Below are 26,635 nucleotides of genomic sequence, written 5' to 3' on the forward strand. Positions count from 1 at the left end.
GGGGTGGAGAGATTCGAACTCCCGACCCCCTGGTCCCAAACCAGGTGCGCTAACCGGACTGCGCTACACCCCGAAAAATCTTCATTAGAAAAAAGCGGAGAGAGGGGGATTCGAACCCCCGGTACCAGTTTCCCAGTACGCATGTTTAGCAAACATGTGGTTTCAGCCACTCACCCACCTCTCCTGGTGTCTTATAAAGTCTAACTTTTCAGACCCTGTTTGCAATACTTATTTCGTTATTGCGGGTGCAAATATAGATAAATGTTTTAAGCCTGCAATACCCTTGTGTAAAAAAAATCAACTTTTTTCTAAGCTAAATTAGCCCCAAATAGGCTAAGATATTACATATCAATAACAAATAAAGATTAAGAATTTTAAATTATTATTAAAAAAAAATGGGTCTACAAATATTGCAGACCCATCAACTATTCTAATTCGCTATTTTACTTTTTTGGCTTATCAGGAGAAGATTTAGAAATTGAATCTCTCATTGAAGTATCCGCTTCAATATTCTTCATCTTATAGTAATCCATAATACCTAAATTACCGCTTCTAAACGACTCTGCCATTGCTAATGGAACCTCAGCCTCAGCCTCAATTACTTTTGCCCTAGCTTCCTGTGCTTTTGCCTTCATTTCTTGCTCTTCGGCAACAGCCATAGCTCTACGTTCCTCTGCTTTCGCTTGCGCGATATTTTTATCCGCTTCAGCTTGATCTATTTGTAATACAGCACCAATATTTTTACCTATATCAACATCTGCAATATCAATAGATAATATTTCAAATGCTGTACCGGCATCTAAACCTTTTTCTAAAACCACTTTAGAAATCGAATCTGGATTCTCTAAAACAGCTTTATGAGATGCTGATGAACCAATTGAAGATACAATACCCTCACCTACACGTGCCAAAACAGTTTCTTCACCGGCACCACCAACTAATTGCTTAATACTAGCTCTTACGGTAACTCTTGCCTTAGCAATTAACTGAATACCATCTTTAGCAACTGCGGCTACAGGAGGTGTATCAATTACCTTAGGGTTAACAGACATTTGTACAGCTTCGAATACATCACGACCAGCCAAGTCAATAGCTGTTGCCATTTGAAATGATAAATCAATATTGGCCTTCGCTGCCGATACTAATGCATGAACAACACTTGTAACGTGTCCTCCTGCCAAGAAGTGCGTCTCCAACTGTTCTGCATCTACTTCTTTAATATCTGCCTTATGTGCTTCGATAAGTGCACTCACAATAATTGACGGTGGTACTTTACGTATTCTCATCAGTACCAGTTGTACCAATGAAATTTTAACCCCAGAAACTATGGCTGAAAACCATAACATTACAGGTACATAATATAAAAACAAGAAAAACAGGACAACTATTCCTGCCAACATGCCTATAAATCCAATGCCTTCCATTCTCTTTTATTTTTTTGGTTTAACAATTATATGGGTCTTAAAAATCTTAGTTACAATTAAGGTAGTGTTCTCGTCGATAAAATGACCTGGGCAGTGGGCTTCAATAATATTATTATTAACCATTGCTTTACCCGTTGGGTTTAGTCGAGTAATTGCTTGCGCTTCATCACCAATATTAATATCTAGTTCTTGTTTATTTTCAACTGTACCTTCCACTGAAGAAGTTAGCATCATTTTATTCCACGTTCCAGAACGCAATGCGCCAACAACAACCAAAATACTTGCTATTAATGTAGCTGAAAGTACAATGTATCCTCCAACAGTACCAAATTCCTTGTATCCTAAAAAAACACCAACTCCAATAAATAAAACGCCTCCAATACCAGCAAATGATACACCTGGGAAAACGAAAAATTCTAGTATCAATAAAAATAACCCTAATAGGATTAGGAGTACAATCATTAAGGTTGTCATAGTGCTTCTATTTTTACATTAAGGTTCTTTGATTCGAGCGTATGTTTTATAGATATCAATTCATCTAATGAACCAGACATTACTCTGTATTCGCCTTTATTATGCACTATTAAAGCACACTGTTCTGCTTGTTCTATGTTATGATCACATACTTCACATAAAGCATCAATTACGTCATCAAAGCTATTTACATCATCATTGATTAGTAATAAAGCATTTTGATTGGTATCCCCCATAACAGGTTCTTGTTTTTCTTCGTCGTTGAATGGTTCCATTTGAATATATTAACGCTACAAAATAATTCTTTTTAATTGAAATGAACCGATATAGCTTATAAATAATTAATGATTTCTTAATTAAGGTTTAGATACTACACCATCCTTAACAAATACTACATAAGCACCATTAAAACCGGCTGCTTCAATACTCTCAATTGCATTGGTTGCTTCTTCAATACTATTATAGTGACCAGCCATATATTTGGTAAGATCTTTACCTTCTATTTCTAATGTTGTGATAGGTGGTATTTTTGCAAGAGAATCAGCATTTGGCGAATTTCTAAAAACGCCAATCTGAATTCTATATTCACCCTTATCTACAAGTGGTTTATCTTTAACAACCTGAGCTTTTTGGATGGCTTCATCTCCTTTTTGCAATTCGCTATACGATTTTTGTATACTACCCTTAGGCTCTTCTTGTTGTTCAATAACTTTGCTATTATTTTGAGCATAAGTTATCAATGCCTTTTCTTGACTTTCAACCCCAGCTTTTTTTATAGCGGCAACTTTTTGATATTCCTCGATAGTTACGCCCCCAGCCTTTGAAAGAATATTATTGGCCTCATTAAAATATGCATTTCCTTTTGATGCAAATCCAACCACTTCTGCCTGACTATTTCCTTCATTTTCAATAATCCCATTCAGCTTTAACCAATAAATTGGATATTTTTTATCGAAAGACTTATGATATAATTTAGTAGATAGTGTTGCTAAAAATTTAGACTCTTGTATCAGCTCCCCACTTTCTGAAGTTTCTTGCACTGCATCTTTCTTTAGGATATTACTAACCTGAATCGTTCGTTCTTCTTCCGCACTAGCTGATTCTTCAAGAATATTTGAAGCCTCCATATGTAAAAGGCTTGCCCAAACATATAATGAATCAGCCATTTTTAGCTCCTCAATATCAGATGCCGAGAATAAGGATACGTACATATCGTTCAACTTCAGTGCTTGCTGTTCGAACTCATCAGATACTAAATAATTATATTTTGCAGGAACCGTTAAAGCTTCTTCAACACTTCCACTTGGTTGACTTGATGAATTTGGCTGATAGGTACCATTAGAAATCTGTTTCTTAATTTCTTGTAGTTCTATATAGCGTACTTTAATATTTTGCTCCTTTATGAAGTCGTCAATATTATATACTTCAGTTTCAAGTTTAATAATTTCATTAACAAGGGCATTTTGTTCTTCTGCCGAATTGGTAACGGCATATTCTTTTCTTTTAGCAGTCATTAAAGCAGATAATTCATCCTTCTCCAATTGCTTCTTATAACTCTCTCTAAACAAAGCTAAAGCTTCATCGCTTAAGAAGTCCTCAAAATTTAAATACGTTAGTGTATCGTTAATCGCAAACTCAAATTCGGTCTTAACGCTAACTCGTTTCTTCTTTTCGCTATACGTAAAACCTACATTACTATTTTCTTCTTGCTCACCTGCAAGCAATAGTTGTCCGGCAACAGATATTTGGTTGGCATCTTGTGCCATATTACGTACTTGTGAGCCATCCCACTTAACGGAGTACACCATTACATCATCACCATTCGTTTCTCTGTTGGATGCAAACCATGCTACACCATTAAATTCATCAGCTACAAATAAAAAATCGTCTTCTGAAGAATTAAACGGTACACCCAAGTTTATTGGTTCCACGTAACTTTGTGTTTCAACATCAAAATAGGTTTTATAAATATCATAACCTCCAAAACCTCCAGGACGATCAGAAGCAAAATATAATGTTACACCATCAGTTTCAATAAAAGGATACGCATCATTAAACTCTGTATTAACAGGGTTTTTCAGGTCTGTTTTACTACCCCACCCATCAATTAGTTTTTCCATTTTAAAAATATCCAAACTATCCGTTTCAGATTCTGAAGTAAAATAAACAATATCCTTTCGTTCCGTTAAAAACAAGGTAACATTTGGTTTTACACCAGAGTCAAAAAACTCCTGATTCAACATAACACTACCCACATCTGGAGATGGATAATACAACTCCAAAATACTATCTTTATGAGATATGCTTTTATCTAAAACAGAAAGCTCATATATTTTTGCTGATAATCGCTGTGCGGTTCTACACTCCTCTATTAGGTTTTTAGTTTCCTCTACTCGCTTATCTGATTTAGAAGCATATTTAAGATACATCGAAAAGTTGCGTATGGCCTCATCAAATCGGAAGTTTGCACGCTGTGCTTTTCCTAAATAATAATATACATTACGACTAACTTTTTTTACCCTTGCGTAATTCAGCTTTTTTATGGCTCCTGAAATATCGCTCTTATTGTTTAGCTGACATATGCCCATGTAAAAATTATAACTGGCATCGCGAGGAGTCTGATTTAAAAGATAAGAATAGGCTTCCTCCGCCTCAATATAATTACCTGAATTGAATATTTTTAAGGCTTCTTTTGATGTGTATGTTTTTTGTTGAGCATTTAGGATTGAAGTTCCAACGCCAAATATTATGATTGCGAAAAGTAAACTCTTCGTATAAATGTTTTTCACTTTAATCATTGTTGACAATATATTTTTTGTCAAAAGTAAAAATATAAGCTAAACAATAGAAGTAATAGTAAAAGAAACTCGCTATTGTAAACGGAATTAGCCAACACAAAATAATTTTGAACCAAGTAAGGCCAATATCGTTTTTTAAAGAATATATTTGTAACCAATAATAAAAACAAGATGAGCATATTAAAAGAAGGTGATAAAGCACCTAATTTTCAAGGATTAAACCAAGATGGGAAAGAAATTTCGTTAGCTGATTTTACGGGTAAAAAAGTAATTTTATACTTCTACCCTAAGGATAACACCCCTGGCTGTACTGCTGAATCGTGTAATTTAAATGACAATTATGCTGATTTAACCAGTAAAGGTTTCGAGGTAGTTGGAGTAAGCCCAGATAGTGCAGCTTCGCACCTGAAGTTTATTGCTAAATTTGACTTCCAATTCAACTTAATTGCAGATACCGAGAAAGTAATTCTTGAGCAATACAATGCTTGGGGCTTAAAGAAAATGTATGGCAGAGAATACATGGGTGTTATCAGAAAAACTTTTATCATTAATGAAGATGGCATCATCGAAAAAATTATTGAAAAAGTAAAAACAAAAGATCACACCAATCAGATTTACAAAGAATTAAACCTTATTTAAATATCATTTCAAAGCATAAAAATGGCAGATAAACAAGAAATTAACAAGGAAAAATTAAAAGCATTGCAACTTACCATGGATAAGATTGACAAATCTTATGGTAAAGGAACAATAATGAAATTAGGCGATGAAAATGTTGAAGACATCCCTGTTATTTCAACTGGGTCTTTATCGCTTGATATGGCCTTGGGAGTAGGTGGTTTTCCTAAAGGTAGAGTAATTGAGATATATGGACCAGAATCATCGGGTAAAACTACCTTAGCAATACACGCGATTGCTGAGGCTCAAAAAGCCGGAGGTATTGCCGCTTTTATTGATGCAGAGCATGCTTTTGATCGATTTTATGCTGAAAAATTAGGAGTTGATATTGACAACTTATTAATTTCTCAACCGGATAATGGTGAGCAAGCTTTAGAAATTGCCGACCAGTTAATTAGATCTTCTGCCATTGATATTATCATTATTGACTCGGTTGCTGCTTTAACTCCAAAAGCTGAGATTGAAGGTGAAATGGGAGATTCAAGAATGGGACTACAAGCTCGTTTAATGAGTCAGGCATTACGTAAACTTACTTCAAGCATTAATAAAACAGGTACTTGTTGCGTATTCATTAACCAATTAAGAGAAAAAATTGGTGTTATGTTTGGTAACCCTGAAACCACAACAGGAGGTAACGCACTTAAGTTTTACGCTTCGTTAAGGTTAGATATCAGACGAGCTGCACAAATTAAAGATGGTGAAGATGTTGTTGGTAACCACACAAGAGTGAAGGTTGTTAAGAACAAGGTAGCTCCTCCATTCCAAAAAGCTGAGTTTGATATCATGTATGGAAAAGGAATTTCTAAAGTAGGTGAGATTCTTGATTTAGGAGTTGACCTAGAAATAATTAAAAAGAGTGGCTCATGGTTTAGCTATGGCGAAACAAAATTAGGGCAAGGTAGAGAAGCTGTTAAAAATGTAATTGCTGACAACCCTGAACTAATGGAAGAGTTAGAGCAAAAAATTATTGAAGCAAAGAATGCTAAATAACTTTAGCTAAAATAAATATACTAAACCGGGTATATCCCGGTTTTTTTATACCCTATAATAAATGAACAAAAAAAGCTCATTAAGAGGATATCTATACGTTTTTCAGGCATTTGCGATGTGGGGTGTACTCGCCATATATTGGAAAACTCTTAAGCATATTCCTAGTTGGGAATTACTTTCACACAGAGTGATCTGGTCATTCATCATACTTAGTGTTATCACCTTCTTTTTTCAAAAGGATAACATACTTACAATTTGGAAAAATAAGAAAGATAGGTATACCCTACTTATATCGTCAGTTTTAATAGGTATTAATTGGGGCGTTTTTATATATGCTGTAAATGCCAACAGAATAGTTGAAGCCAGTTTAGGTTATTATATTACTCCTTTGGTTAATATATTTTTAGGCATTGTTTTTTTGAAGGAAAAATTATCTCCAACAAAAACCGTTGCCCTTGTTTTGGCAGTTACGGCCGTTTTATTTTTAGCCGTACAAGCAGGTAAACCTCCTTTTATATCCTTATTACTAGCATTTTCTTTTGGTATTTATGGACTTATAAAGAAAACTACTACTGTTGATACATTACCCTCATTAGCCTTTGAAACTACTGCGCTTTTGCCGATAGCTCTTGGTTACCAAATCTATTTATTTAACAATGGTTCAAACCACATGCTTAATACCGATATTCAATCGTTATTAATGCTTATAGGTACAGGAATCATAACTATTTTACCTTTGTATTGGTTTATGAAAGGAGCTAAAAAAATCAACTTAATTTCGGTTGGTTTCTTTCAATATACTGCCCCAACAATAATGCTACTTATTGGTATTTATATATATGATGAACCTTTTAACTTAAATGAAGCCCTCGCGTTTGGAATTATTTGGCTCGCGATAGTCCTATATGTAGCTTCTTTAGTCAATGATAAGCCAAAATCTGAAAAATAATTTTTATATACATAATATAAATCAATATATTAGCATCCGATTCTTTAATCTAACCTATTTAAAATGATTAATCTAAACAACAAAGTTTTTATTACTGTTGAGAATTCAACGCACGGAGATACAAATAATCAAACTTTCTTCCATTACCTCCAAAAAGGCAATAAAGTAAGCGCAAAGTACTTTGGAGGCCCAATAAAGACGGGCTTTTTAAGCGGAATTATTGATTCTAATGGGGAATTAAATATGCAGTACCACCATGTTAATTCAAAAAATGAATTATTAACAGGTGTATGCCATTCGCAGATTCAGAAAATGATAGATGGCAAAATCAGAATAATTGAAAACTGGAGTTGGACTAGCAGAACCTTTGCAAAAGGCCAATCGATACTTGAAGAAGTTAATGATGATGATAAAGCCAACTACCTTAAAATTGCCACAGGCTTTTAAGTAAAGCTGTGACAATTGAATATTAGATTTACTCCCTAAAACATATACTGAATACTTGCTCCAAGTCTTACATAGGAACCATCAGAGCTTGTATATCGAAATTCTGATGCTAAATTCAAATTATCGGCTAATTTATAATTACATCCAACACCTAAATTGATACCCACCTTTGTTGTTGAGTTAGTATAATTAGTTTGAATAATATCTTCTCCCGGTTTTATATATATTGGATAATCATACTTTACAAAGGTAAATGCCAAACCACCTATACCATAAAAATTTAGTCGCGAATCCTGTTCGTGAAATATATAGTGTGCATCAAACTCGAGTATATTATAACTCAAATTATTGTTCTCAAATATATGGCTATAGCCTATGGCACCTTCCCACTCATTAGTAAACTGATAAACCCCATTAAATTGCAGCCCTAAGTTGGATACATTACTACAGTATACCAAACCTCCCCCTACACGTAATTTGCTCTCATCAAATGATTGTGCAGAAACTCCATTCACAACCATAAACATCACCACTAACAGATAAAATTTTCTCATTATAAAATCACATTATTTTATACCCAAGTAAAGCCCAATAGACATTATCGGATAATACACATTTGTAGAAATTGACAGGATAAATTCAGACCAACATTAATTAATTTAATTCAAAGGTATACCGTATAGTCCCTTTTTGCTCCATAGCTGCACTAGAATCTCGATTAAACTTTGCCTTCATTGCTGCTTTCTTGGCTGCTGCTATAAGCGTTTGATTTTGGGTGCTTGACCCATTAAACTCGTATTCTGCAGAAGTTACAATCCCACTTCTATTAACTTTAATCGAGATTACAACAACACCTTGTTCTTGTATATTATATTCAGGTTGTGGTAAACCTCCAACAAGAGACCTTCCTGTTAAGTCGGCCCCGTTGCCTGAATTCCCTAAACCACTACCTGTTCTATTCGTTGAATTAGGATCGCCAGTAACATAACCTTGATTTCCGGAACCTCCAGCATCGCCTTCTGATACACTGGTACTATTTGATTTACCAAAAGCAGAACCCACATTATTTCGGGCTTCATCTTTTATTCTTTGTTCTTCCTCTCTTTTTTTACGCTCCGCCTCTTCTTTTAATCGTTTTTCTTCAACCGCCTTTGCTTCAGCTATTGCTTTTTCGTTGGCAATACGCTCTTCTTCAAGTCTCTTTTTACGATCTTCTTCTTCCTTTCTCTTCTGCTTGGCTTTCTCTTCCTCGCGCTTTTTCTTTTCTTCTTTTTCTTTCTGTAATTGAGCCTTTGTTTTTACCACAGGAGCTTCTTCAAAATCTTGCGTTTTAACATTCTCCTCCGATTTAGAGCTTGATTCCTCAACTGGCTTTGGTGGCGGTGTTGTTTTTTGAACAGGAGGCGTTGATGGTGTTGTAGAGGCTTTGGGAGGCTCTATCTTACCCTGTCCGGTTTGCACATTACCTAAGTTCACTAATATACCCTCCTCTTCATTTGGCAAAGCTTTCAGGCCAAAGAAAATTAAGATTAACAATATTATGGCATGAAAAATTACAGAACCTATAACTCCTTGTTTATTATATTTCTTTTCCATAATTAATCTTACTTAGGTTGTGTTGCTAAAATAAGTTTATACTTATTACGAATAGCAATATCTCTTACTTTCCCCACGATCGAAAAAGGAACTGATTCATCTACATGCAAAGCAATATAGGTTTCAGGTTCGTTAGCCATAATTTCCTTTAGCGTTCGTTCAATCTTCCAAAAAGGAATGGGTTCTCCTGCTAAAAAATATTGCTGATCTTTATTTACAGATATTGTCGTGTTTGGCTTGGCAGAAACTTGATGATCGCTTTTAGGTAATACTAAATCTTTATTGGCTGGAGGCGTTACGAGTGTAGAAGTAATCATAAAAAATATCAGTAACAAAAACACAATATCGGTCATGCTACTCATACTAAAACCTGAATCTACTTTACTTCTTCGCTTTAAAGCCATCGTGTATGCTATTTTTTTACTTTAAAAGTTCTAACTATCGTATATCCAAAACTACTTTAACACCATAAGATTCTGCAACATCAAGTATTGGCGCTGTAGCACCTGTAGAAGCGCCTCTATCCGTTCTTAACTTTATAAACGTTTTATTGGGCGAATTTGATATTTCTATAATCGCTTTTTCTAGTGAAGATTGAGTTACCCTCTTATTATTGTAATAATAATTACCTACCGGTGAAACTCGGATATTTACAAATTCATCAACAATAACTTTTTTCGATGCTTGTTTTGGTATCAGTAATTTTATGGCATTAGGGTGCACCATTGTTGATGTTATCATAAAGAATATCAACAATAGAAATACAATATCAGTCATGCTACTCATGCTGAAGCTAGTACTTATTTTAGATCTGCGCTTTAAGGCCATAATACAAATAAACTATGCTGCTGGTTCGTTTAATAAATCCATAAACTCCATGGTTCTAGCCTCAAGTGTAAACACTACTTTTTCTACACGAGCTACTAAAAAGTTATAGGCAAAATAAGCTATGATACCAACAACCAAACCGGCTACAGTAGTAACCATCGCAGTATAAATACCTGACGACAATACTCCTACATCAATATTACTACCTGCACTGGCCATATCAAAAAAGGCTTTAATCATACCTATTACTGTACCTAAAAAGCCAATCATTGGCGCTCCACCTGCAACAGTTGCTAAAGTTGGTAGACCTTTTTCTAATCGAGAAATTTCGAGGTTACCTACATTCTCAATAGCAGTATTCACATCTTGCAAAGGCCGGCCAATGCGGCTGATTCCTTTTGCTATCATTCTGCTTACAGGGTTATCAACTTGCTCGCAAAGGCTTAATGCCGAATCTAATTTACCCTCCAATATGTAATCTTTAATTTTGTTCATGAAGCTTAAATCTTCGGTAGCGGCTTTTTTTATAGCAAAATACCTTTCGAAGAATATATAAACTGCTACAAATGATAATAACAATAGAGGTATCATAATCCAACCTCCTTTTATAGCCATATCAATGTAGTTGATTTCATTTTCAGCAACTTCGGCTGCAATTTCTGATCCTTCGGTTACTGCCGATTGTATAAAAAGTAACAAGCTCATGATTTTTGATAATTAGTTTCGAATAGCAAAAATATAAAAAATAGCATATCAGCAACATTAAAACTCTTTAAGTTAGCGATGAAGTTACTCATCCTCTAATTTAATCTCATCTTCACTTTTACCTTTTCCTGTAAATATCTTCCAATATTTCTGAAATAACTCTCCAAAAGTATTAAAGTCTTCTTGATAAGATAAACCGACACCCTGTGTTGTTGGCGAGCTATCGTAACTAAAATCATCGTTGCTCCGAGTATACACCTTGGCTCTAAGACTGCCCTTTTTATTAAGTTTGATATCCATATCGAAATCACCTACAATGTTACTTGCATTTTGCTGAACAGGAGCTGAGTTTTCGCTATACTTACCATATTCAACATTACCATTTATGGTAACTCTATCGTTAAGTATTTGAGTAGATAAGGCTACTTCAATCTCCTCACGAGAAATGTTATCCTCAGGACGATAAGCGACTCCAATATCCACATCTTTACTAATTTGAGATAACAAACTACTTAATTGACTTGATAAAACCTCAGAAGCATTAGCACTAACTGCATTACCAACTCCTTGGTTTTGGCCTCCAGAATTTGCATTATATTCAGGAGTGTAGAACTTGTTTAAAACCAATAACGATAATATCTGGCGGTTTAATTCTTCTTCGGTGCTAATAGCATCCTGAATTAAATTTTGATTGGTTTGAGTTAAAGTTGGGGCATTTATCTCAAAGCTAACTGCAGGTCTGGTTAATTGATCTTCTAATATCAAGTCACAATGAATCGGCACTCTCCTCGAGGCTTCTCCAGTTAACTCTTCAGAACCATATACACCCGTTTGAATTAAAGGTGCTATACTGGTTTTAATTTTATAAGTTGCAGTTAAGTCAATAATGGCTTCATACGGGTCGCCCTGCCATGTGATAGTACCTCCATTATTAATGTCGAATTTTTTATTAATTACATTCTCTAATGAAAAGAAATACTCTCCGCTAGAGGCTGTGTATTGGCCAAAGAAGAATATTTCTTTGTCCCTATTCATTTGTATTTGCAAATCCGCTTTTCCATTTGATTTTAGAAGGTCGCCCACATTAGGATCGAATATAACTTGAACCTGAGCTTCTGGAGTTATTTCCATTTCCATATTCAGTTCGTAATTATTCCGTTCAGCAACATATTCCTCTTCCTCAATAGCAACCTCGCTAGAATCTATATTGGGATTATAAAATTGAATAAAATTATTATTTAAAGATGCAGATCGATTATTCAATGGTATATACAAGCGCGAGTTTTTTTCATTTCGGGCTTTTATGTCAATTTCCATGTTATAAGTAGTACCAGTAACCGATAAAGCACCAGAACCATATACCGTTCCATAATACATTTCATTATCCAACTCACGCGTATTTAGCAGAAGCATATTATTAGCATTAACTGATAAATCGTAATGCATATCCTTAAAGTTTGTATGATCAATCACCCCTTTTAAAGCTCCTTTTTTATTATTGATATCAGTAACTTCGTTATCAAAAATTATTTGCTTTGGTTTCAGAGTTATTGAATCATCAACAAAGAATGAACATTTAATTAGGTCTACGCTAAAATTGACATGATTTAAGGCAACTTTACCTTCAAGCCCAATTCCCGTATCAGTTTTCCGTAAACCAACATTACCAGAGCTAGTACCATTTATGTTTTGCATGACCTTATTTAGATAAATTTCTAAAAACCCTACAGGTAAACTATCTAGCTTAAAATCGAAATCATATTCCTTACTTTTAGGTTTAAAAAACCCTCCTCCAACAAGAATTTCTCTATTCCCTTTTTTTATTTCTGTACTTATCTTAACCTCTTCTTCCTGTCGATCATAGACTGATTCTGCAAAAAAATCGCCGATTAATTCGTTATTAACATCAAGGCTATCAATTCTAACATCACTTGATATTACCGGATTTAAATAATTCTCTTCAAACTTTAAGTTTGCATTAAGCAAGCCCGCTATATGTACTTTATTTAGAGCTCTAAGACTCATAACATTCTCCAAATCAAAGTTCTGTATATTTACTTCTAGATCCGCGTTTTTATCTGATAAAGAACCATTCATATTCAGTTCCTGTCGAGCATTATATATGCGCAGGGCATTTATATGCATTCCATTAGGAACTATATTGATACGAGATTGCTGAATAGTCCATAAAGAATCACTTATAACGTAAGATGATGGTTCAATATTTAACTGAGTAAATAACCTTTCATTAGATTTATTAAACTTGGTTACAATGTTTAAATCGCCTTTATAATTTTCCTTTTCCTTCTTGTCATCCCAATTTATATTGAGTAATAAACTATCTGAAAATGCTTCTTGGTTAGTATTAAAATTGTTGAAAGATACTAAAGAACCAATATTAAAAGCATTAACGGATATTGAGTTTTTAATATTACCCCCATTTACATTAAGCTCCATGTTTAACTTATCCGCCTCAACATTGTCATAGGTAATTGATTTTGAGTTGGCATTAATTTGGATAGTTTGTTTATCTGAATTCAAATTCCCCTGTAAAAATGAGCCTTTAGCAATTTTAACTGACGGACTTATAATAGATAGTAAAGGATTAACATCTGTTGCAACAAGTTTAAAATCTATATTATTACCAGAAATCTCGCTAAGTTCATTTTTTCTAAAAATAGAGGGCAACGATTTGTGTAAATAGTAATGTACCTGATTGGACAAAGTCGCAACTTCATATCTACCATTAAAATACCCATTAATTATATCTGATGTTATCGTGATATTATGCGTACTATCTAAGTCGTTAAAACTGACATTTAAACTATCCAATTGATACTGCTTATCCAAAGCAGACAAATGACCATCATGTATTAAAACATTACCATTGATGGTATTTAAACTTTGTCCTAACAGTTTTGCATTAACTTTAAATCCGATTTCACTATCGTTTAACTTAGGAAAAAAATGAAGTTGATTCGGCTTTATATTATTCACATCGGCAACAAAATCAAACTCAGGTAAATCCTTTGTAAAATCAACTTGACCATCAAACTCTAAATCAATATTCGGGTCTTTTAAAATAACATTTCCATTAAACTTTTTATTGGATAGGTAACCTTTTAACTGAACATGCTCGTAATTGTATCCTCTAATATCTATCGAATCAATTTTACCATCAACCAAAGCACGATATTGCATATCGTTTGTTCTATACCCATTAACTGACAATGCCAATGAGACCTTATTTAAATTCTCTTCTGAATTGAATAATTCGCCAATTTTAAATTGTTTGGTATCTAATAATCCCGCATAAATAATTTTACCATCAGCCGTAGTTTTCACACCAATATCAGTACTTAAGTCACCTAATTCTGTTTGAAAGTTACCATAGGCTACCAGATCATTTAGAAACCCTGAAATTTTCCCCTTAAATTTAACATCGCCAATTTTATTAATGGTATTACCAATAGACAAATTCTGGTTTTTACTATTTAAGTAAATCAGTTTAATTATATCATTTGGGGTTGTACTGAGATCTTTAATGTTTAGATAAATATAGGCATCTTCAATATTCGATAAATCTCGAACTTGGAAATTGGTTTTCACACTCGTTCCTGTGCCAAAACTGAGCGAAACCGCACTCCCTTTAAAATCATTTAGAGTCCCTCTAAACTTACCACTCAGGTTAATTACATTCTTAAAAACTGGTGATTTAGGTATAAACTGTTTAATATCCTTTGATGTACTTTGTAAAGATTTAATTTTTAAAGAAAACTGTGGCCCATCCCAATAATCATTTAAATCAATAATAGTATCATATTTCAGTTTAAAATAATCAATTGCTAAAAAAGTATTTCTCGATTTTAAAGATAAATCTTCAAAACCTAATCCATTTTTTCCATAACCAACAGAGCACTTCAATTCATTAATAGCAATACCCTGATGTTCTATAAATGAAAATTTATCAATCCTTAACGAAAGAGAATCGTCAACAGTTTTAATGTTACTAATTGTTGCGTTAAAATTGTCGATCGTAAAGTTGTTAGGATTAAACTTTAAACTTATACTATCTGCATCGTAATTGATATACCGGAGCTTACTCCTTTTTATTTTTATTGTTTGAAGCGTAAACTTCCAGTCAAAATCACCAGAGCTATTTTTACCTAAAGAATCAAGTAGAAATTCAAAATTACTTTTATTCTTTTGCTTTACAATATGAGACTGCAAACTACTTACACTTACATTACCAAAGTTAATCCGTTTACCTTTAATACTAAAGCTATTTATAGGAGCTTCAAATCGTTTTACATATAAAAGAGTGTCATTATTTACATCTTTTACTAGGAGATCATTGATTTCAATGTTCTTTATTGGCTTAAAATAAATGGTTGAGAAACTTACTTCAGTGCCCCAGTCATTTGATAAAGTTTTAGTAATAGAATTACCTACATAATTCTGAACGCTTGGTATCAGAATAACGAGACTCAACAATACAGGAAGTATCAACAAACCTAATATTGCGATAGATAATATTTTAACGGATTTTTTAATATTTTTGTGCTTTAATTGCAAAAGTAATCAAAAAACGTTTTTAGCTCAGTTTTATTCCACAAACATTAAGCTAAAAGCAGTAAACTATTTATTAAGGATATTGTATAATCTCTATTAATAAATAAAACATTCGAAATAAAATGAGCATTTATATACTTGGAATAGAATCTTCCTGCGATGATACATCAGCTTCAGTTTTTAAAGATGACACTGTGTTATCAAATAAGGTAGCAAATCAAGATGTTCATATGGCATACGGTGGCGTTGTGCCAGAGTTAGCTTCAAGAGCGCATCAGCAAAATATTATACCTGTAGTAGACAAAGCGTTAAAAGAAGCTAATGTTAAACCTGAGAAAATTGATGCCATTGCATTTACAAGAGGTCCTGGACTAATGGGATCTTTATTAGTAGGCACTTCCTTTGCGAAAGGATTTGCTTTGGCAAATAACATTCCACTCATTGATGTAAACCATTTACATGCTCATATAATGGCTCATTTTATAAATGAACCAGATAACGATATAAAACATCCATCTTTCCCTTTTTTATGCCTATTGGTTTCAGGAGGAAATAGTCAAATTGTTTTGGTTAAAAGCCATACCGAAATGGAAGTAGTAGGACAAACAATTGATGACGCAGCGGGTGAAGCATTTGATAAATGTGCCAAAGTAATGGGTTTGCCATATCCTGGAGGCCCATTAATTGATAAGTTAGCAAAAGATGGAAATCCTAATGCTTTCGAGTTCTCTAAGCCACGCATCAAAGGCTACGACTATAGTTTTAGTGGATTAAAAACCTCTTTTTTATATTTCCTGAGAGATCAACTAAAAGAGAATGAAAACTTCATTGAAGAAAATAAGAACGATTTGTGCGCCTCATTACAAGCTACCATAATTGATATTCTTTTAATCAAACTGAAACTAGCAGCAAAAGACTTGAATATTAAACAAATTGCCCTAGCTGGTGGAGTTTCAGCGAACTCAGGTCTAAGAGACAACTTACAAAAACTAGCAAAAATACAAAATTGGGAAACCTTTATACCAAAGTTTGCGTACACCACCGACAACGCAGCTATGATAGCCGTAACTGGCTATTACAAATATTGTAACAAAGATTTCATTAGCCATGATGCAGCTCCATTTTCAAGAGTTGTTTTTTAGTCTACAAAAATCTACAATTAGCTAAGCTATAATGATATTTAATCAAAGTCAATTTTAAATTAACTATTTATAACAGGCGTAAAATTGCTTTTTTTATACTTTTGAGCGGTATTATGAACAAAATTAACCTAAACGTAGTTTATAAAAAGAGTATTGACTTTGTTGAAAAGCAAATTGGAAATGAAACTGTTTTAGTGCCCATTTCCGATAACATTGCAGATATGAATAAAGTTTTTACTCTTAATGAGGTGGGGACCTTTATTTACAGTAAGATTAATAACAAAAATTCAGTTAGTGATATTTTATCAGCATTAACTGAGGAGTATGAGGTAAATGCGATGATTGCCCAAAATGACATGGAGCAGTTTATCAGTCATGCCATAAGTAAAGGTGTTATTTTATAACATTAGGAGTGCATTAAACCAATTATGAAAAGAGAGAATAAAAATAAAAAATATTATAACTCACCTTCAATGGACGAGATTATTGTTGATCAAGAGATTTCAATGGTAATGATGACTCAACCTCCTGGTGACTATACTCCTCCTGGCACTAACCCTTTTCTAAAAACGGGTAGCACTTCCTCTCTTGATAATAATCCATTAAATACAAGCACTCCATCAACAGAAAACAATCCTTTTGGAGGGAATTCTGTATCTTATTAGTAGCTTTGTGCTATGAATAATACCAATTTATACCTAAACATTTCAGGTATTAAAATTTTAATATCAACTAAAAGCAAATTTATCCAACTTGATTTAAATTGTTCTGCTTACGCTTATTCTAAAGATTTTGCTAATCAAAATTCTGATTATAATCTAAACTACCAATATTCAAAAATCACCTATAATTTAACATCCTTTCAAAGAGTATTTACTGGTAACTTAACTACAGAAGAATTTCTGAAGTATGAATGGCACATCTATAAAAATAACGAATCAGTTGCCATAAAAATATGTTATGAGAATCATCCTTCAATAGATGAGATAGTTGCTATTAAAAATAATAATAGTAATATAATAAATGCTTATGTGAAAGGTACCTCTCACGATAAACTCCTAATCGACCCATACTCTCACCCTTTTGGTGCCCTATTAAGTTTATATCTATTGCACTGGAACAATGGAGTACTAATACATGCATCGTGCATTATCAATAATGATGAAGCATATGCATTTACCGGAGTATCAGGCATTGGCAAATCAACCATGGCAAGATTATGGCACCAAGCCGGCCATACAGTCATAAATGACGATAGACTCGCAATAAGAAGTATAGGGGATCATATAAAAGTCTATAATACACCTATGCCATACTATACCCAAAAGCCTATAGAAAGCACACTAACAAAAATATTTATATTAAAACAACACCCTAATAACTATATAAAACCCTTAAGTGGAGTACATGCATTTACTAAAGTACTGAGTAATTTTATTCAGCAGTTTTATGAGCAAGATATGATTCAGAATCATTTAGATATAGTTGAATCCATTATCAATAAAATAAAGGTGTATGAGGTAGGCTTCAAGCCCGACGGTGACATTGTTAAACTAATTAAAGAATTAGGAGATTGAACACCCAACACAAAAAACAACTATTACTAGAAGCAATAAAAGAAATGATTGCAGATGGGGTTTCTGTCGAAATTCCTGTACATGGCTTAAGTATGTTCCCCTGCTATTTACCGGGCGATGTTGTTAAGGTTATACCTATAGATTTTAATAATCTAAAAAAAGGAGATGTGGTATTCTTTGAGAGACAAAAAAGAATTGTATTTCACAGACTAATAAAATTTGACCACACTAAAGGCCAATACCTTACAAAAGGTGATGGCTTAATTAATTTTGACAAAATAATTAACAGAGACAAACTACTAGCCATTAGCATTCTACACAAACGAAATGGTAAGGTATTAAAGATACGACACTCTATTTTTATTAAACAGCTGATAGTTATAACTACACCAATATTAGGTTACTTCACCTATTACCTAGCCCGTATTTGGTATAAACTCAAAAACTCCCCCTATTAAATTCATATTTTTATCTTTACATTGCTAATTATCATCTAACAAGTAATTTTAAACAATTGAAGGATAAAATTAAACACATATTCCGTTCCCTAAAAATAGTTTGGCAAAGCTCAAGAAAATGGTCTATTATAAACGCCTTTGTTATTTTAATCAAAGGATTTTTACCTGTTTGCCTTATATATATTATTAAATTATTGGTTGATGAAATTGCTACATCAATTCAAAACAATAATAACGAAGACTTTACTTTATATATTACACTCTTCATTACTGGCTTTTTATTTATACTCAATGCCATATTAACGTCTATTGGCTCGCTAATAAACCAAAAACATTCCTATTCAATAAACGATTATATCCAAAATATCATTCATTCTCATACAACCACTTTTAGCTACAGTTCTTTTGAAAATGTAAACTTCCAAAATATATTTCACAGGGCTATAAATGAATCAACAATTCGACCCTCCCGAATATATTATGGTTTTATTAAGATTCTGCAAAACTGCATTACCCTTTTATTAATTGCTGGACTATTAAGCTCGCTGCATTGGTTTGCTATAATTACACTTATAATCACATCACTCCCAATAGTTATACTCAGATTAAATTATTCGAAACAACTATTTAGCCTAAAGAATAATCAAACCGAAAAAGAAAGAGTTGTAGGATACTACAACAGGCTATTAACAGGTAAAGAGTATGCAAAAGAACTTCGTATTTTTAACTTAAGCTGGCTTTTTAAGAACCAATATGAGAACCTAAAAGATGAGTTAAGGAACGACCAATTAAACTTATTACGCAGGAAAACAAGCCATGAGATATTCTTACAGATATTTGCATCCGTATCGCTATTCTTAGTATTTGGTTTTGTAACAAAGGAAGCCATCAATGGAAATGTCTCACAGGGCACTATGGTAATGTATCTGCTAGCTTTATATAGAGGCTTCGGAATTCTTCAAGAACTTCTAGGAAATATCACAGCCCTCCTTGATGATGGTAATTTCTTAAAGAACTTATTTGAATTTATGGATTACAAACATCCAAACACAAAACCCAATACGAATATTAGTTTTCCAAAAACTATTCAGAAGGGTATTTTAATAGAAAACTTAAGTTTTAAATACCCAAACAGTAAACGTAAGGTATTTAACAATTTTAATTTAAACATAAATAAAGAAGAAACCATAGCCTTAGTTGGGGCAAATGGCGCTGGCAAAACAACCTTAATTAAACTCTTATGTGGATTATACAAACCTAGTTCTGGGCAAATTCTCATTGATGATATTAATTTATCTGATATAAATAACGAGTCCATTTCTCAAAATATTAGCGTAATATTTCAAGATTTCATGCTTTATAATACAACAGCCAAGGAAAATATTTGGTTTGGTGATGTCAATAAAGAGATGAATGAGGAAGACATTAAGTTGAATGCTGAAAAGGCTGGTATAAAAGAGACTCTAGAAAAGTTACCCCAAGGTTTTGACACTAAACTCGGCACTTTATTTAAAGACAGTGAAATGTTGAGTATGGGTGAATGGCAAAGAATGGCCCTCGCGCGTTCATTCTATAATAATGCCCAGTTAATTATTTTAGATGAACCAACAAGTTCGATGGATGCCTTTACAGAAGCTCAGATGATTGAAAATTTTGACAAAATCACTAAAGGAAGAACTGCATTAATTGTGAGTCATCGATTATCAACTATAAACCTAGCAGATAGAGTTGTTGTAATTGATAATAACGAAATTGCTGAAATTGGCAGTCCAAAAGAACTAATGGCCAATAAAGGTGTTTTTTATGAAATGGCAAATGCTACACAACGTAGCATTAAATAAACCTAAAACCTATAACTAACGCCAGTAAACAACCCGATAGAATAAGGTTTATAATCTGTTGAAGTATCACTTGATACAGAATTCATAAAATACTTCAATCGTGGCTCTAAATTAAACTGAAGCGTTTTCCAAATTGGAGCTTGAAGGCCCAAACCAAACACTGCACTATAATTAACATTATTGATTTGTTCTGTTTCTCCAATCCAGGTTTTATTACCCCCTTCTAGATAGTATACATTGTTATCAACTAAAAAATTTGTACTCATACCTCCGGCAAGAGACAAATTAACCTTACTATCTATTAAGTGATAACGAACCAACAAAGGCACTTCTATAAAATCTAATTCCTGCTGAATATCAATCATTCCAACAGTATTATTTGGACTTCCTAATTCTGGATTACTCACGTTAGGAAGAGATGGCATTTTACCATAATTATCCTCACCAAAAATAGGAACATTCTTAAGATTTATTTTCCCTAGAGAATTATTTAATGGCACCTCAGTTTCTTTTTCAGTCACTTTAGCTCTATTAGCTCTCATGAATAAAGATCTATCATCACCATATACTTCATTAGAAAATTTTTGTCCTGACTGGGTATAATAGGCCCCTGTTTCAATACTCCACCTACTCTTTGCTTTCACATTTACATTAAGCCCACCAGAAATTGTAACAATTCCTGATTCTTTACTTGCAGTGTTTGAAGCCCCTGAAACTTCCTTATCAGAATAACCAGGTGCAACTTGCCCACCTAATGTTATTACGTACTTTGATTTACTCTTAGTTGGATTATATACTGAGGGTTTACCTGGAAACGGTTCGTATTCTTTTTTCTGATTATTTTGAGCTAAAATAACTTGAGAGCCTTCAGAATAAATAATTGGTAATGATTCGTTCAATTCTTCAGAGCTTGAGGTTTGTTCATTACTACTATCATCAAGAATAACAGGACTTGAATCAACTTCAGTCTCCTCTATTTGAGTTTCTACAATAAATTCTTGCTCATAAGATAAATTAGGTTTCTCGTTATCTTGAGCATTCCTTGTCTTAGCTTTATTTTCATTACTTTTTCTAGAGTCGCTAAATTCAGATTGTTCTGATAAAAAGGTCTTTGTTGGCACAACTACTTTTGTGATTGATTCAATTTGCTTTTCCTCCGTTTTAGGTTCATCTGAAGAAATTACGGCAGCCTCCTTAACTATTTTTTCTTTCTCTACTTTTTCATTATTTGAATGATTGTATCCAATAACCTCATTTGAATTTAAATTATCATCAATACCTTTAAACAACAAACCACTTAAGAAAATAACACCAATAAATGCGGCTGCAGCAAGACTGCGCCACATTACAATACGATTATTATTAGCACGTGCAGTACCTAACTCACTATTGATAGAATCCCATATAAACGCAGGTGGCTCCTCGGTATGACCTTGGAGTCCATCTTTAAATATATTGTCGATATCTTTATTCATATTACTTATGCGGTTTGAATTTCAGCCACATTTGCCTTATTCAATTTATCTTTTAATAATTTTCTTGCTCTAGATAGGTTTGATTTAGATGTTCCTTCACTAATACTTAATATCTCTGATATTTCACTATGCGTGTAACCCTCTAAAGCATATAAATTAAATACTAATTTATACTTAGGGGGCAACTCTTCAATTAATTTCAATAAGTCAGGAAGCTTAACTTTACTTTCCTCAACTTGCTCTTCTTTATAATCCCTTTCAAAATCCTCAATATTATCGGTAAAATAAACCGGGTTCTTTTTTCGGAAAGAAGCTATTATTGTGTTCACCATAATCCTTCTCATCCATCCTTCAAATGAACCTTGGAAATTAAACTGTTTAATATTACTAAAGATCTTAATAAATCCTTCTTGAAGATTGTCTTCTGCTTCAGTTCTATCCTTACAATATTGCAAACACACACCGAACAACCTAGGCGAAAAAAGCTGATAAAGCTCCTTTTGCGCAGCAGGCTTATTCTTTCTGCATTGTTTAATAATATTGTCTAGTTTATCCACCCCAAAAACATTGATACCATTATGTTTTACATCTAAAACAATCATTATGGTAACAACGCTTGTTACCATAAAAGATGTATTATAAACACAAAGGTTGCGTATTATTTAATATATTTTCTTTGTTCTGTCCATTTCGCGCTTAGCATCTTTAAGCTTTAAAGTTTCACGTTTATCATGAGACTTTTTACCTTTTGCTAAGCCTATTTCTACTTTAGCCCAACCCTTATCTGTAATAAATACTTGTAAAGGAATAATGGTTAAACCAGACTCTTTTGTTTTTCTATTTAATTTTTGCAATTCTTTTTTATGTAACAATAATTTACGCTCCCTTAAGGGCATATGATTATTATAAGTGCCATAAAAGTATTCTGAAATATTAAAACCTTTAACCCAAAGCTCACCATTTACAAAGTACGAATAAGCATCTACCAAACTTGCTTTACCAAGACGAAGCGACTTTATTTCAGTACCTGATAATTGAACCCCTGCGACATATTTTTCAATTATTTCGTAGTCAAAATAGGCTTTTTTATTTCTTATATTTATTTTTTGTTTACTCATTACAAACGTGTTAAATTCCTGCACTCATTTGTACAATAACTTTTGATAAAAAAAATGGCATAATTAATACAATACCACTTATTATAATTGTTACTACTACTTTAAAATCTTTTTGCTTAAAATTATCAAACTCAGATAAACCAATCCAAATTAAATAAATTGAATAAAGTAGAATAACTGCCAATATCGATAAATCTGGCATCAATAATATTAAAACCTGATAAATAAAAACACACAAAGAAGAGTAAGCTATTAAACTTGCCGATATTCTATTCAACGATGATTTACTAATTTTTCCATTTAAAAATCCAGGTAAGGCACGTATCAAAATTTGATATCCAATGATATATGTGAAAAACAAAGATGAAAAAATTGCTAAAGATTGCTTAATTGCTTCTCCAAACTCAAGATTGCTGTATATCACTAAATACTTGACAAAAGTAATAATAGTTGCTAAAAACACGTAAGGCAGCACAAATGTACTTAAAATAGCATTCGAGTCATTCTTCTCGTGCAACACTACAGCCCACTCTTTCTTAGGTTTCACTATTAAGTTGATGCTCCTAACAAATAAATGTTGGTACCTTTGAGTTAGTGATTCTTGTTTAACTTTATCATTCATTAATTAAAAATTCTCCAATGCATAAGCAAATGTTCGCTCATTTATCTAGTTTTGTGGTGCAAAATTAATAAAATTCAGGTCATCTTTACTTTTAGTCACTAATTCTACTTATTTAACGATGAAAAAATCAGAAAATTATAATCTAATAGTCGTTCTTGGTCCAACTGCTAGTGGCAAAACTGATTTAGCTACCCAATTGGCTTACGATATAAATGGTGAGATAATTAGTGCCGACAGTCGCCAAGTATACAAACAAATGGACTTGGGTACAGGAAAAGATTTAGATGACTATACCATAAATGGAACTGAAATTCCTTACCACCTCATAGACATAGTTGAAGCAGGAAGCAAATACAATGTATATCAATACCAAAATGATTTTTTTAAGGCTTTTGAAAAAATTCAGAATAAAGGTAAAATGCCAATTATGTGCGGCGGAACAGGCATGTACATTGAGGCAGTACTAAAACATTTCAAGTTGGTACAAGTACCTGCCAATCCTGAATTTAGAGAAACCTTAAAGAATAAGACACTTGCTGAACTTACTGAAATACTAAAGTCGTATAAAAACCTGCATAACAATAGTGATGTTGATACAATAAAAAGGGCTATCAGAGCAATTGAAATTGAGGAATATTATAAAAGCAACCCAGAAATTGATATAACTCTCCCTGAATTAAGACCTCTCATAATTGGAGTTGATATTGACAGAGAACTAAGAAGAGCTAAAATTACCAAGCGTCTCAAATCCAGATTGGAAGAAGGTATGGTTGATGAAGTGAGAAATATAATGGCCCAAGGAGTGAGTGCCGAAGACCTAATCTATTATGGTTTAGAATATAAATTTCTTACGCTATTTGCCACCGGTAAAATAACCCACCAAGAAATGTTCGACCAATTAAATATAGCAATCCATCAGTTTGCCAAACGACAAATGACTTATTTTAGAAAAATGGAACGTGGAGGAATTGATATTAAATGGATGCAGGCTACTACACCAATAAAAACAAGAGTATCTAAAATAATCGATCTTCTATAAATCAAAACATTTAGTTTTAATCCCCAAAATAATACCTTTTATTATCTTAATTACCCTATTTACCGAATTAAAGCACTCATAACATAACCTAAATATTCTTTCTTCGTATATTTTGAGGGTATAGGTTTTTTATTTAGGTTTATTTCTATAACCACATAAGATATCGCCATTAATCATCTTTTGTTATATGTAGTGCTATGAAAGACAATTTAGAATTATACTTAGATAGATTATCAAGCTTAGCTAAAAGAAGTAGCACATTGTCTGTTGATAAGAAGAAGGTTACAGAGCGATATTATTTCATTCAAAAACAAGATGATAAATACCTAAACCTTGTTGCAGATCATAATTTCAACATTGATAAAAAGAAAAGCTCTAAACTCAGTAACTTAAAAAGGTTTAATAGAGTTTCCTTACTATACGTTTCTATTGATGGCTTTAAAAGACTCACAAATCATCCTTTAGCCGAAAACTTAATTGATAAATTAGATGAGCTAAAACTTCTGTTTGACGAGATTGCAAAAAAATACTCCATCGTTAAAATTAAAACTATTGGTGATTCATTTGTTTTTGGCGGAGGAATGTTGGAAGAAAATAGAACTAACCCAATAGATGTTATTTTAGCTGCTTTTGAAATGCAACAAGCAGCAATTGATGTAAATGGAGGCGAAAATGGCAGTTCGTTTTGGGACGTTAGTATAGGCATTCATACTGGCCCTGTTTTAGCAGAGCCTACAAATAGGAGGTCTTCTCCATTTCGCTTAGCAGGCTCTTCTGTAGATTTAACCTGTAGATTAGGTATGGCTTGTAACCCGGGTGAAATTCATATTTCATCAATGACTTACGAGCTTATTAAAGAATTCTTTGAGTGCAAATATTCAGGAAAGATGCCAGTTAAGTACAAAGGTGCCATTGAAATGTATACAGTAGTTGGATTATTACCTCAGCTTCAGGATGCTAAAAAAACAAATGAGCTCAACAGAAAATTCTTAACTAAATATTCTCTTATTCAGTTTATTGATATTCAAGAACATATTTTGGATATGCTTGAGCAAGAATTACCCAATAACCTCTATTACCATAATGTAAAACACACCATTGATGTGGTTACTGGGGTTGAGCTAATAGGTTGGGCCGAAGGTCTTAATGAAGAAGAAATACTTATTTTGAAATTTGCTGCAATTTTTCATGATACAGGACATACTTTGGGTTACGATCAGCATGAATATCATGGAACAATTATAGCACGTAAGTTTTTAGCAAAATACCATTATCCTGAAGATATCATTGAAAAAATATGTGAACTAATAATGGCTACGGAGTATCCTCCTGAACCCAAAAATAAATTGGAAGAAGTAATTTGTGATTCTGATTTAGATTATCTTGGAAGGTCAGACTTTATTCCTGTTTCAGAGAAACTTTACGATGAACTAAAGGTTCGCGATATGATAGGCTCATATAACGATTGGATAAAACGCCAACTTTCATTTATTAAAGGACATCAATATTTTACAGAAACTGCAAGAAACTTAAGACAAGTAAATAAATACAATCAAATAGAGCGCTTAGAAAAGTTGTTAACCAACAACATATCTTAGCGAAATTACATACAACAATTTCAATCCTAAAAAACACTTACAACATGAGCTTAGTAACCATTAAAACATCGCACAATGAAATTGATTTATTGTTTTTAAAAAGCAGACTTGAATCAGAAGGTATTGTGTGCTACCTTAAAAATGAATATTCTACGCAAGTACTAAACCACATTCAATCAAACGAGGTTGAGTTGCAAATATCAGAAGCTGATATTGAACGTGTAAAACTAATTTTAGAAGAAGAACAGTTATAGCTTTTTGTAGCTGTATTTCGATTCATAAAAAACGCCAAAGCAAAATAAAT

The 26,635-nt window shown here is 33.1% G+C and carries 27 protein-coding genes and 1 tRNA gene; 13 read left to right on the forward strand and 15 right to left on the reverse strand.

What is annotated here, in order from left to right:
* Positions 1–95 precede the first annotated feature (95 nt).
* The 5 genes from QMO11_RS20935 to QMO11_RS20955 all read right to left on the reverse strand — a co-directional run bounded on the left by QMO11_RS20935 (position 96) and on the right by QMO11_RS20955 (position 4,696).
* Positions 96–184, reverse strand: a tRNA-Ser gene (locus QMO11_RS20935).
* A 259-nt stretch (positions 185–443) separates the two neighbouring features.
* Positions 444–1,424: a flotillin-like protein FloA gene (gene floA / locus QMO11_RS20940; RefSeq protein WP_075602009.1), complete on the reverse strand. Its 981-nt coding sequence runs from the start codon at positions 1,422–1,424 to the stop codon at positions 444–446.
* A gap of 6 nt (positions 1,425–1,430) precedes the next feature.
* The gene (locus QMO11_RS20945) at positions 1,431–1,898 is read right to left on the reverse strand and encodes an NfeD family protein (protein WP_282039818.1); all 468 of its coding nucleotides are present in this window, start codon (positions 1,896–1,898) and stop codon (positions 1,431–1,433) included.
* Positions 1,895–2,173: an ATP-dependent Clp protease adaptor ClpS gene (locus QMO11_RS20950; protein ID WP_075602007.1), complete on the reverse strand. Its 279-nt coding sequence runs from the start codon at positions 2,171–2,173 to the stop codon at positions 1,895–1,897. The genes QMO11_RS20945 and QMO11_RS20950 overlap by 4 nt, the downstream gene beginning before the upstream one ends.
* A gap of 81 nt (positions 2,174–2,254) precedes the next feature.
* Positions 2,255–4,696 carry an SPOR domain-containing protein gene (locus QMO11_RS20955; protein WP_282039820.1) on the reverse strand — a complete coding sequence of 814 codons (2,442 nt, stop codon included), beginning with the start codon at positions 4,694–4,696 and terminating at the stop codon, positions 2,255–2,257.
* A 171-nt stretch (positions 4,697–4,867) separates the two neighbouring features.
* Between QMO11_RS20955 and bcp the strand changes: the two genes are divergently transcribed.
* The 4 genes from bcp to QMO11_RS20975 all read left to right on the forward strand — a co-directional run bounded on the left by bcp (position 4,868) and on the right by QMO11_RS20975 (position 7,760).
* Positions 4,868–5,335 carry a thioredoxin-dependent thiol peroxidase gene (bcp, locus tag QMO11_RS20960; RefSeq protein WP_075602005.1) on the forward strand — a complete coding sequence of 156 codons (468 nt, stop codon included), beginning with the start codon at positions 4,868–4,870 and terminating at the stop codon, positions 5,333–5,335.
* A gap of 21 nt (positions 5,336–5,356) precedes the next feature.
* A complete protein-coding gene (gene recA, locus QMO11_RS20965; RefSeq protein ID WP_282039821.1) occupies positions 5,357–6,364 on the forward strand; it encodes a recombinase RecA in 1,008 nt (335 codons plus the stop codon).
* Between the two features lie 61 nt (positions 6,365–6,425).
* Positions 6,426–7,313, forward strand: coding sequence for an EamA family transporter RarD (gene rarD / locus QMO11_RS20970; protein WP_282039822.1), 888 nt, complete (start codon positions 6,426–6,428; stop codon positions 7,311–7,313).
* A 63-nt stretch (positions 7,314–7,376) separates the two neighbouring features.
* The gene (locus QMO11_RS20975; RefSeq protein ID WP_282039824.1) at positions 7,377–7,760 is read left to right on the forward strand and encodes an avidin-fold protein; all 384 of its coding nucleotides are present in this window, start codon (positions 7,377–7,379) and stop codon (positions 7,758–7,760) included.
* A 35-nt stretch (positions 7,761–7,795) separates the two neighbouring features.
* On the opposite strand, the gene QMO11_RS20980 is transcribed toward QMO11_RS20975, so the two are convergent.
* From QMO11_RS20980 to QMO11_RS21005, 6 genes are all read right to left on the reverse strand, one after another.
* Entirely contained in the window at positions 7,796–8,314 is a 519-nt protein-coding gene (locus QMO11_RS20980) for an outer membrane protein (protein ID WP_282039825.1), read from the reverse strand.
* A gap of 100 nt (positions 8,315–8,414) precedes the next feature.
* Complete coding sequence (locus tag QMO11_RS20985; protein WP_282039827.1) at positions 8,415–9,356, reverse strand: cell envelope integrity TolA family protein; 942 nt, start codon at positions 9,354–9,356, stop codon at positions 8,415–8,417.
* Positions 9,357–9,364: 8 nt separating this feature from the next.
* On the reverse strand, positions 9,365–9,760 hold the full coding sequence (locus QMO11_RS20990) for an ExbD/TolR family protein (RefSeq protein WP_282039829.1): 396 nt from the start codon (positions 9,758–9,760) through the stop codon (positions 9,365–9,367).
* A gap of 34 nt (positions 9,761–9,794) precedes the next feature.
* A complete protein-coding gene (locus QMO11_RS20995; protein ID WP_425595559.1) occupies positions 9,795–10,133 on the reverse strand; it encodes an ExbD/TolR family protein in 339 nt (112 codons plus the stop codon).
* Between the two features lie 63 nt (positions 10,134–10,196).
* Positions 10,197–10,889, reverse strand: coding sequence for a MotA/TolQ/ExbB proton channel family protein (locus tag QMO11_RS21000; protein WP_075601997.1), 693 nt, complete (start codon positions 10,887–10,889; stop codon positions 10,197–10,199).
* A gap of 84 nt (positions 10,890–10,973) precedes the next feature.
* Positions 10,974–15,383, reverse strand: a complete 4,410-nt coding sequence (locus tag QMO11_RS21005) for a translocation/assembly module TamB domain-containing protein (protein ID WP_282039833.1) — start codon at positions 15,381–15,383, stop codon at positions 10,974–10,976.
* Between the two features lie 200 nt (positions 15,384–15,583).
* Between QMO11_RS21005 and tsaD the strand changes: the two genes are divergently transcribed.
* From tsaD to QMO11_RS21035, 6 genes are all read left to right on the forward strand, one after another.
* Positions 15,584–16,603 (forward strand): tRNA (adenosine(37)-N6)-threonylcarbamoyltransferase complex transferase subunit TsaD, encoded by a 1,020-nt coding sequence (tsaD, locus tag QMO11_RS21010; RefSeq protein WP_282039835.1) that lies wholly within the window; start codon positions 15,584–15,586, stop codon positions 16,601–16,603.
* 113 nt (positions 16,604–16,716) lie between these two features.
* A complete protein-coding gene (locus tag QMO11_RS21015) occupies positions 16,717–17,007 on the forward strand; it encodes a PqqD family protein (RefSeq protein ID WP_282039837.1) in 291 nt (96 codons plus the stop codon).
* A gap of 24 nt (positions 17,008–17,031) precedes the next feature.
* Positions 17,032–17,268 (forward strand): hypothetical protein, encoded by a 237-nt coding sequence (locus QMO11_RS21020; RefSeq protein ID WP_282039839.1) that lies wholly within the window; start codon positions 17,032–17,034, stop codon positions 17,266–17,268.
* Between the two features lie 12 nt (positions 17,269–17,280).
* Entirely contained in the window at positions 17,281–18,180 is a 900-nt protein-coding gene (locus tag QMO11_RS21025) for a hypothetical protein (RefSeq protein WP_282039840.1), read from the forward strand.
* Positions 18,177–18,638 carry a S24/S26 family peptidase gene (locus QMO11_RS21030; protein ID WP_282039842.1) on the forward strand — a complete coding sequence of 154 codons (462 nt, stop codon included), beginning with the start codon at positions 18,177–18,179 and terminating at the stop codon, positions 18,636–18,638. Before QMO11_RS21025 ends, QMO11_RS21030 begins: the two co-directional genes overlap by 4 nt.
* A 56-nt stretch (positions 18,639–18,694) precedes the next feature.
* Entirely contained in the window at positions 18,695–20,479 is a 1,785-nt protein-coding gene (locus tag QMO11_RS21035) for an ABC transporter ATP-binding protein (RefSeq protein WP_282039844.1), read from the forward strand.
* Between the two features lie 2 nt (positions 20,480–20,481).
* Here QMO11_RS21035 and QMO11_RS21040 read toward each other — a convergent pair whose 3' ends face one another.
* Genes QMO11_RS21040 through QMO11_RS21055 form a run of 4 tightly spaced genes read right to left on the reverse strand, consistent with a single transcriptional unit; the run spans position 20,482 to position 23,694 of the window.
* Complete coding sequence (locus tag QMO11_RS21040; protein WP_282039846.1) at positions 20,482–21,954, reverse strand: outer membrane beta-barrel protein; 1,473 nt, start codon at positions 21,952–21,954, stop codon at positions 20,482–20,484.
* 5 nt (positions 21,955–21,959) lie between these two features.
* Entirely contained in the window at positions 21,960–22,580 is a 621-nt protein-coding gene (locus tag QMO11_RS21045; RefSeq protein WP_282039847.1) for an RNA polymerase sigma factor, read from the reverse strand.
* 36 nt (positions 22,581–22,616) lie between these two features.
* Positions 22,617–23,072 (reverse strand): SsrA-binding protein SmpB, encoded by a 456-nt coding sequence (gene smpB, locus QMO11_RS21050; RefSeq protein ID WP_075601990.1) that lies wholly within the window; start codon positions 23,070–23,072, stop codon positions 22,617–22,619.
* A gap of 10 nt (positions 23,073–23,082) precedes the next feature.
* The gene (locus QMO11_RS21055) at positions 23,083–23,694 is read right to left on the reverse strand and encodes a YIP1 family protein (RefSeq protein WP_282039849.1); all 612 of its coding nucleotides are present in this window, start codon (positions 23,692–23,694) and stop codon (positions 23,083–23,085) included.
* Positions 23,695–23,812: 118 nt separating this feature from the next.
* On the opposite strand from QMO11_RS21055, the gene miaA reads away from it, so the two are divergent.
* The 3 genes from miaA (at position 23,813) to QMO11_RS21070 (ending at position 26,585) form a co-directional block, all read left to right on the forward strand.
* Entirely contained in the window at positions 23,813–24,733 is a 921-nt protein-coding gene (gene miaA / locus QMO11_RS21060; RefSeq protein WP_282039851.1) for a tRNA (adenosine(37)-N6)-dimethylallyltransferase MiaA, read from the forward strand.
* A gap of 197 nt (positions 24,734–24,930) precedes the next feature.
* Entirely contained in the window at positions 24,931–26,331 is a 1,401-nt protein-coding gene (locus QMO11_RS21065) for an adenylate/guanylate cyclase domain-containing protein (protein WP_282039853.1), read from the forward strand.
* 44 nt (positions 26,332–26,375) lie between these two features.
* Positions 26,376–26,585: a putative signal transducing protein gene (locus tag QMO11_RS21070; protein WP_282039855.1), complete on the forward strand. Its 210-nt coding sequence runs from the start codon at positions 26,376–26,378 to the stop codon at positions 26,583–26,585.
* Positions 26,586–26,635: the final 50 nt, after the last annotated feature.

Source organism: Saccharicrinis aurantiacus, assembly GCF_947489045.1.
Lineage (GTDB): Bacteria > Bacteroidota > Bacteroidia > Bacteroidales > Marinilabiliaceae > Saccharicrinis > Saccharicrinis aurantiacus.